The following is a 7,532-nucleotide window of genomic DNA, read 5'->3' as shown; positions in this document are numbered from 1 at the left end:
GTTCCATTGGTATAGACCAGTGCCTGTTGCTTAGCTGTCTTTGTTAGCTACATCAGGATTTTGAGTTTCAGCACCTGAATTCCATTGGTATAGACCTGTGCCTGTTGCGTAGCTGTCTTTGTTAGCTACATCTGGATTCGTAGTTTCTTCACCACTATTCCATTGGTATAAACCAGTGCCAGTTGCGTAGCTATCTTTATGAGCTACGTCTGGGTTTTGAGTTTCAGCACCAGAATTCCATTGGTATAAACCAGTTCCAGTTTCATACTCATCTTGAGTTAGAGCGTCACCAGTTTTATGACCTTCTTTATAAGCTACATCAGGGTTGGTTGTTTCAGCTCCTGAATTCCATTGATACAGACCTGTTCCTGTTGCATAACCATCTTGATACGCAACATCTGGATTCTCAGTTTCAGCTCCAGAGTTCCATTGATATAGACCAGTACCTGTTGCGTAACCATCTTTGTAAGCTACATCAGAATTATCTGTTTCTGCTCCAGAGTTCCACTGATATAAACCAGTACCAGTTTCATAATCACGGATATATCTTCTAAAAGTAGTATTTACCGTAGAAAGAGAATCAGTGTAAGTTAAAGTTGCATAACCTGTATCGTTACCGCTATATCTTGAATCTTTAAAGATTAAGTTTTTACCTTTAACGTTTAGGTTAGCAGCATCAGTTTTGATTACTCTTTCACTTGAGAAGTCACCTTTAGTTGCAGTTAGGTTAACTGCATTTACACCTTTGATTCTTACATCTTTAAGAGCTACAGATGTTGCATTAACATCAACTTCACCTTGAGTACCTACTAAAGTAGCGTTAGAGATTGTCGCCTCACCCTCGCTTGAGCTTACGCTAACAGTTGTACCTTGTAACTTAGAATTTTCTAAGATCTCAAGACCTTTCTTAGCATCAATTGCAATGCGACCAGTATCAACTTGTACGCTAGTATTTACTAATTTAGCGGTATTTTCAACATCAACAACAAATTCTTCTTTTAATTGGAAATCATTGTCAGTTAAAACTACATCGTTACCAGCAACGTTGATACTATTAATAGAAACGTCAAAGTTACCAATTCTTGCAGTTTCGCCAGCGCGAACATTTAAATTAGAGTTTTCACCTAAAGTATATTCTGCTTTACCACCGAAGATTTCCACGTTTTTATTTGAAGAAACACTTAAATCTCCGTCTGTGATAATTCTATTATCTACAACTAAAACGTCAGAGTTATCTGATGATAAGGTTACTGAATCTAAACCTTTTAAGGTATTATCTGCAGCTTCTAATCTTTCTACAGCTGATAAATTAACATTTGCAGCATCAAAGTTTGAAGCTTTAACTTTTACAACACCACCAGTTACAGATACATTCTGTGCTTTTAGAGATACAGAATCTACTTTTGCAGTATTACCACCGTGAACATGAACATTGGCATCATCATTCAGAATTAAGTTTAATTCTGATTTACTGTTAGTTAATGTTGCATTGTTACCAGCACTAACTGTTAAGCTACCTGAACCAATGTCTAAAGTTGTGTTTTGGTAATTAACATCACCAACATCAGATAGTAAAGAGGTTTGTGAATTTGTTTTGAAGTTCGAGTCTTTAACTAATAAATTACCTGATTTAGCACGGAAGTTAATTGTTTTTGCAATTCCTCTACTATTTTGTACAGTAATATCATTAGTTTCAAAACCATAAACTCCAGTATTTAAGCTAGTGTTATCAAGAATTAGCTTAGAGTTTTTATTTTGAAGTAACCATCTACCGCTTACATCAAAATTAGAGTTTTTAATATTTGAGGTAATTGTATCTTTATTTGAAGATTGTTCGTAGATAACAAAGTTACCTGCTTTAACGTTTAAGTTATCCCAATTATTGTCAGCGTTAGATTGTAAGTCAATGGTTCCACCAACTGTGTTTAAGTTAGTATTTTTGAAAGTTAAACCACCCCATGCGTTTGCACGGATGAAGTTGTAAGAACCTGAAGCTGAAGTAATTGTAGAATCAGAAACTGTTAAACCGATATTTAGTTTATCTGCGTTTCTTGTAGAGTAGTAAGAGTTTTTATCTCCAGTACCAATAGTATATTGGCGAACGTTGATTGTTGAACCATTGATGGTCATACCAGTCTGACCATATACAACAAAGTCCCAACCATTTAAATTAATTGTTGAGTTTTCAATTAACGCCTTACCACCTGTAGAGTACACCGCAAAGCGACCACTTCCTTTAGATGAAGAAATGTTTACTCCAGAGATGTATACCCCTAAAGTACCGTAAGTATCAATGTTACTATTTCTTAAAAGATTGTTAATTTGACTTTCAGTATATGGTGTTCCACCTCTACCATAAGTACTTCTTAAGGTATTAATTGCTCTATTGTCTTTAGCAATAAAAATGCGATCTGGGTCAATTATATAAGTACCATAATACTCACGACCAGCCTGTGAAGCTGTTGAGACAAAGAAATTATCGAATGGAGTTTCAAGAGTTTTACCAGAAGTCTCAATTACCCCACCGTAGCTAGTTTCAGAGGTCGCTAAGAACTCACCTTCTACTCTAGCGTTATCACCCCAAACATAGATAGAACCAGCTTCTTTTTCTGCTGAAGCATTTACTTTTGCACCTGCTTCTACTTTTGTGTCAGTAGAAAGTTTCACACTACCTTTACCTAAGTGATCACCACCTAGTAAAACTTCACCGCCTACCTCACCAGAAGCATCGATAACTGCAGTTGAACCTACTTCTACTTTATCACCTAAAACCTTGATCTTGCCAGCTTTACCTGTTGGATTAGATACGTCTAAAGTACCAGTGTTTGAAACTACACTATTTCTTACACCTTTAACTTCTAAATTAGTTTGTGCTGTTGTTTGTAATTCATTTGCTTCTGAAGCACCGAATAAAACGATTTCTCCGTCTGCATTAATTACAGCATTTGTTGCAGAAGTTGCATAACCACTTACAACATCCGCAAATTCATTGCTTGATGTGTAACCGTTTGCTACTTTGTTACCTAATAAAGTCGCACGCTTAGAAACAATTTGTCCTAAGTTAACCGCTTTATTTTCTGCAGATACTTTATAAGAGATTAGTGGGTTATCTAAATCTTGGATTGTAATACTTTGACCAGCTAATAGGTAAACTGAACCATTTTTAGCTTCTAGTACACCTGTATTTACAACTTTACCACCAACTAAAGCTAAAGTACCATCGTCATTTACTTTAATCATACCTTGAGAAAGTACTTGAGCGATTGCTTGGTCTTTCTCTTGGTTGAATACATAATTACCACTTAGGAAATCTTCGTCTGTGATATCTAGAGTTGAAGCTACTAATGAAGCTACATCAACTACAGATTTTTCACCAAACACGATACCAGCTGGGTTAACAATAAATACCTTACCGTTAGACTGTAAAGTACCTAGAATTTTTGTTAGCTCACCACCAAGAACACGGTTTAATACAGCTGAATCTGTTGACTGCTGGATAAATTTAACAATTTCATTTTCATTAATGTTAAATTTTTGCCAGTTAATAATTGCATTGTGAGAGTTAGTAATTGTTGTTACAGCACCATTAGCAATAGCAGTTGCAGCACCAGATACAACTTCCATTCCTGCACGACCTAAGTCAGCTTGTGCCATACCAACAGTAGCAACCGCTAAACCTGCAGTTAAGCCGGCTACCATACTATTGCTCACTAAAGGATTGAAACTTAATTTTTCAGTTTCAGTTGTCGCTGTCGTAGCTGTGCTACCAGGACCAGCTTTAGTGGCTATCTCTGAAACAACTTGAAGTTGTTTCTTTGCGTTATATTTTAATTTATAGACTTTATTCATTGCTTATTCATGTACTTTTAGATATTGAAACCTTACAAATTTCTCAATTTAAGCTTCTGCCATACTTAAAAATAAAACTTGTGACCTTAGAAGAAATTAACATAAAGAAAAACTAGTAATTTATGCCGAAAAGGTATTAGCTATCATTGTAAAATTGTCCGTTATAGTTCAATTTTTTCTGCCAAACAAGATAGTAAAATTCCCCTATTTAATTACTAATTTTTTATTTAATTGTTATTTTTCTAATTTCTTCTATTTATTTGACAAATAAAAAGCTCATTTAATCACACAAAAATCAAATTTATGTACGAATAAATGCTTTACATGTGTACTTATCTTAATACAAGTGCAAAGAAAATTATTCAATTCTTACGTCTTTATCTAAATAATTAAACGCAAATTTAAAGAAATGACAGAAAAATCCAAATAAAAATTTTTTCAAAAAATTTTAATTAACCAAGCTGTGCAGTCAAGTTTTACCCCAAAAAATACAAATAAAAAAGAGAAGAAACTAAATTCTTCTCTGCAATGCAAAAAGTTATTACCTATGAAAAATAAAGGATTTTCACTTTCCCTTACTTTAACTATGGTTAAATTAATTTTCTTAGGCATTTACCTTAGCTACGGGAAATTTTATTTTGTAAAAAAGACAAATACCTAATTATCTAGGTGTAATTTTTTATAAAGATAAACTGCAAAAACTGTAGATTACAAGCAAATTTCAAAGCTAATCATTAATCAAAAACTAGCAGGGAATTAACTTGTCACTAATTCGTTTTTGCTATGAGTAGCTATTTTTTTAACATAAATCTCTTGTATCAGAGGTAAAATTGTGAGTAATGTTAAATCTAATAACTAGACCAATAGTAACCTATAGTAACCAAAAGTAATGGCTAAGATCATGACTTACATTAGGTTTAGTATTAAAACTTAATGAACTCCTCTTATATCTCAAACTAAACTTCTACTAAAAAACTAGGTCCTAGTTTTTTAGGAGAGAGAAAACTATACTCATCTGGGTAGCCAACCTCAACAAGGTATAAACCATTAGCTGGAGCTGTTGCTGGCGCGAGATTACGATTTTTAGCTTTAATAAGCTGGGCAAAATCATCAACACTTAGCTCTTTACGTCCCACTTTTAATAAGGCTCCCATAATATTTCTTACCATATGATAAAGAAACGCGTTAGCTTGAATATCAAATACTAAGAAATTTCCTTGGCGATACAAATTCGCGTGATGAATACAACGATTACTTGTAGTTGCTTGACAACGTGCTGCTTGGAAAGATTTAAAATCTTGCTCTCCAAGTAGATGCTTAGCTGCTTCTTGCATAAGTTCGATATCAAGCTCTTGTCGAATGCAGGTTACAGCTTCATATAAATGCGCATCGCCATCACTATTTTCCATAATTACATATTTGTAACGACGGTAAATTGCACTAAACCTTGCATGAAAATCTAGTTTTACTAAATGGCAAGCAACTACACGAATATCACTTGGTAAATGAACATTAGTCCCACGGAGCCAACCACTTTCACTTCTTTGTGCACTGGTATAAAAATTAATTACTTGATTAGTTCCATGTACACCTGCGTCAGTTCTACCTGCACAAAAAGTTTCCACAGGGTGATTAGCCACTTTGCTAATTGCTTTTTCTAAAGATCCTTGTACAGTCACTGCATGATCTTGTCTTTGAAAACCAGCATAGTTAGTTCCTTTATAAGCAACTAACATGACTACATTGTAGTACTCTTTTTCTTGATAATCGGGAGGTAAATATTTTGTAAAATCTTTCAAATCTTCCATTTGGCTATCACTAAGCTAATATTAAATTTACGGAAAATGGTGCTATAATACCTATAGTTTTTTACACTAAACCAAGTATAGCTATTTAGGCTACATATAAAGTTTCTCAACCTCAATGTTTTTGTTTTTATTATGCCACAAAAATTCCTTCCACTAAATAAAGAACAGTTAAGCAAGACTTTAGCAAGAATAATTGATACTGGCTTACCTGCTTTAAAAGAGCATTTTGATCAAGAGATGGTAGAGCAATTAATTGCTTACCTTGAGCTCATGCACAAATGGAACAAAGCTTACAACTTAACAGCGATCAAAGATCCTGAAGAAATGCTTATCAAACATGTGGTTGACTCTTTAGCTGTAGCTCCATATTTTGCTAAATACAGCAAAGTACTAGATGTGGGTACTGGAGCAGGTTTACCTGGGATCCCTCTAGCTATTTATTTTGCTAAAGCTAACCCTGAAATGCACTTTTACCTACTCGATTCTTTAGGTAAACGTATTCAATTCTTACGTCAAGTTGTCCTTACTTTAAAATTAAAAAATGTAACTATTATTCATAGTACAGTTGAAGACTACAACGAACAGCAATTTGACTGTATTACTAGTCGTGCTTTCACTGCTTTAGATCGTATGACCTTAGTATGTCAGCATCTTCTTGCTGATCAAGGCAACTACCTTTTATTAAAAGGTGCTAAAGCTCAAGAAGAGTTACAAACTATGCCTGAAAGCTTTTCTTTAGTTAGCCTTGACAATATTATCGTTCCTGGTATTGAAGATAATGAGCGCTACCTTGTAACTCTACAGCGTAGCTAACTATGTCACTTATACTTTAGCCCCAAAATACACTAAAGTTACATTCTCATTACATTCTCCGTTTCTTAAATTAAGTATTTTGAGAAAAAATAACAACTTAACAAAGTGTTTTGTATTAATATAAAAGAATAGTTTAGATTATTTTTTTTGATTTTATTGAGGTTAATTTTATGACAGTAAGACCAGACCTAAATCAGAATTTGTGCACGCATTTCAAGCACTTATTTTCATTTAAGGCAAGTGAAAGACGTCGTGAATTTTTTGTATATAACTTATTTACAGGCGTTTACATTTTCTTTGCTTACTTAATTTTAAGCTTTCTTGTAGTATCACTGGCATATATCTATGACTACGATTTAGATCTTGCCGTGGCTGCTAGCTTTTCGGTAGCTTTAGGTTTATACGCTTTTGCTAATTTAGCAGCTGCTTTTAGAAGAGTTAGAGATTTTGGTTTACCAGGTTTAAGCATTGTAATCTTATTTATCGTTCTTTGCGCTTTAACAGCTTTCTTTGAAAGAGCAAGTTATCCAAGTGTAACTTCAAATGCTTGTACAATCTTATTATTCACTTTTGTCTTATCTTTACTGGCTTTATTCCCTACAAAAGTAGCTGGTAATAAATATAGAAATCCAAAAGTATTCCCTGAAGCTGAAGAAGCGTCAACAGAAGCTGCTTCAACTGAAGTAAATAGCTCTACAACTAGCGCTTCTCAAACCACAGAAACAACCAAAGCTAGCCAAACTACAGATGCTCCTAATGATAGACTTGCAGATGTAATCGAAGAGACTAAAGAAGTTACTTCACAAACTGCTGAAAAAGTAGCTGACAATGTTGCAGAGGCGCATAGTACAGCTGAGGAAAAAGTTGAAGAAGCAAAAGAAACAGTAGCTTCTAAAGTTGAAGAAGTAAAAGAAGCCGTAACTTCTAAAGTTGAAGAAGCTAAAGTATCTTTAAACAAAGAAGAAGTTAAGGATACAACTGAAACTGACGAAAAAACTAAATAACGGCGTGAGAAAAATACATTTTTCTCGACAAAACTGCTAATAATAAAGAACCTCAAGT

General features: G+C 34.1%; 4 protein-coding genes. 2 read left to right on the top strand and 2 right to left on the bottom strand.

Going from position 1 to position 7,532, the window contains the following annotated elements:
• Positions 1-30: 30 nt before the first annotated feature.
• On the bottom strand, positions 31-3,849 hold the full coding sequence (locus tag CKF54_RS06365; protein ID WP_119525528.1) for a filamentous hemagglutinin N-terminal domain-containing protein: 3,819 nt from the start codon (positions 3,847-3,849) through the stop codon (positions 31-33).
• A 956-nt stretch (positions 3,850-4,805) separates the two neighbouring features.
• Positions 4,806-5,657 carry a tRNA pseudouridine(38-40) synthase TruA gene (truA, locus tag CKF54_RS06360; RefSeq protein ID WP_119525527.1) on the bottom strand — a complete coding sequence of 284 codons (852 nt, stop codon included), beginning with the start codon at positions 5,655-5,657 and terminating at the stop codon, positions 4,806-4,808.
• A gap of 132 nt (positions 5,658-5,789) precedes the next feature.
• On the opposite strand from truA, the gene rsmG reads away from it, so the two are divergent.
• Together rsmG and CKF54_RS06350 are read left to right on the top strand one after the other, a co-directional pair.
• Positions 5,790-6,470, top strand: coding sequence for a 16S rRNA (guanine(527)-N(7))-methyltransferase RsmG (gene rsmG / locus CKF54_RS06355; RefSeq protein WP_119525526.1), 681 nt, complete (start codon positions 5,790-5,792; stop codon positions 6,468-6,470).
• Positions 6,471-6,640: 170 nt separating this feature from the next.
• Positions 6,641-7,474, top strand: a complete 834-nt coding sequence (locus tag CKF54_RS06350) for a DUF805 domain-containing protein (RefSeq protein ID WP_119525525.1) — start codon at positions 6,641-6,643, stop codon at positions 7,472-7,474.
• Positions 7,475-7,532: the final 58 nt, after the last annotated feature.

Source organism: Psittacicella hinzii (assembly GCF_003585885.1).
Taxonomy (GTDB): domain Bacteria; phylum Pseudomonadota; class Gammaproteobacteria; order Enterobacterales; family Psittacicellaceae; genus Psittacicella.
This window is presented reverse-complemented; position numbering and strand designations above follow the sequence as displayed.

Coding starts and splice junctions, on each gene's coding strand:
- CKF54_RS06365 (WP_119525528.1), bottom strand. CDS start 3,849: ATGAATAAAGTCTATAAATTAAAATATAACGCAAAGAAACAACTTCAA.
- rsmG (WP_119525526.1), top strand. CDS start 5,790: ATGCCACAAAAATTCCTTCCACTAAATAAAGAACAGTTAAGCAAGACT.
- CKF54_RS06350 (WP_119525525.1), top strand. CDS start 6,641: ATGACAGTAAGACCAGACCTAAATCAGAATTTGTGCACGCATTTCAAG.
- truA (WP_119525527.1), bottom strand. CDS start 5,657: ATGGAAGATTTGAAAGATTTTACAAAATATTTACCTCCCGATTATCAA.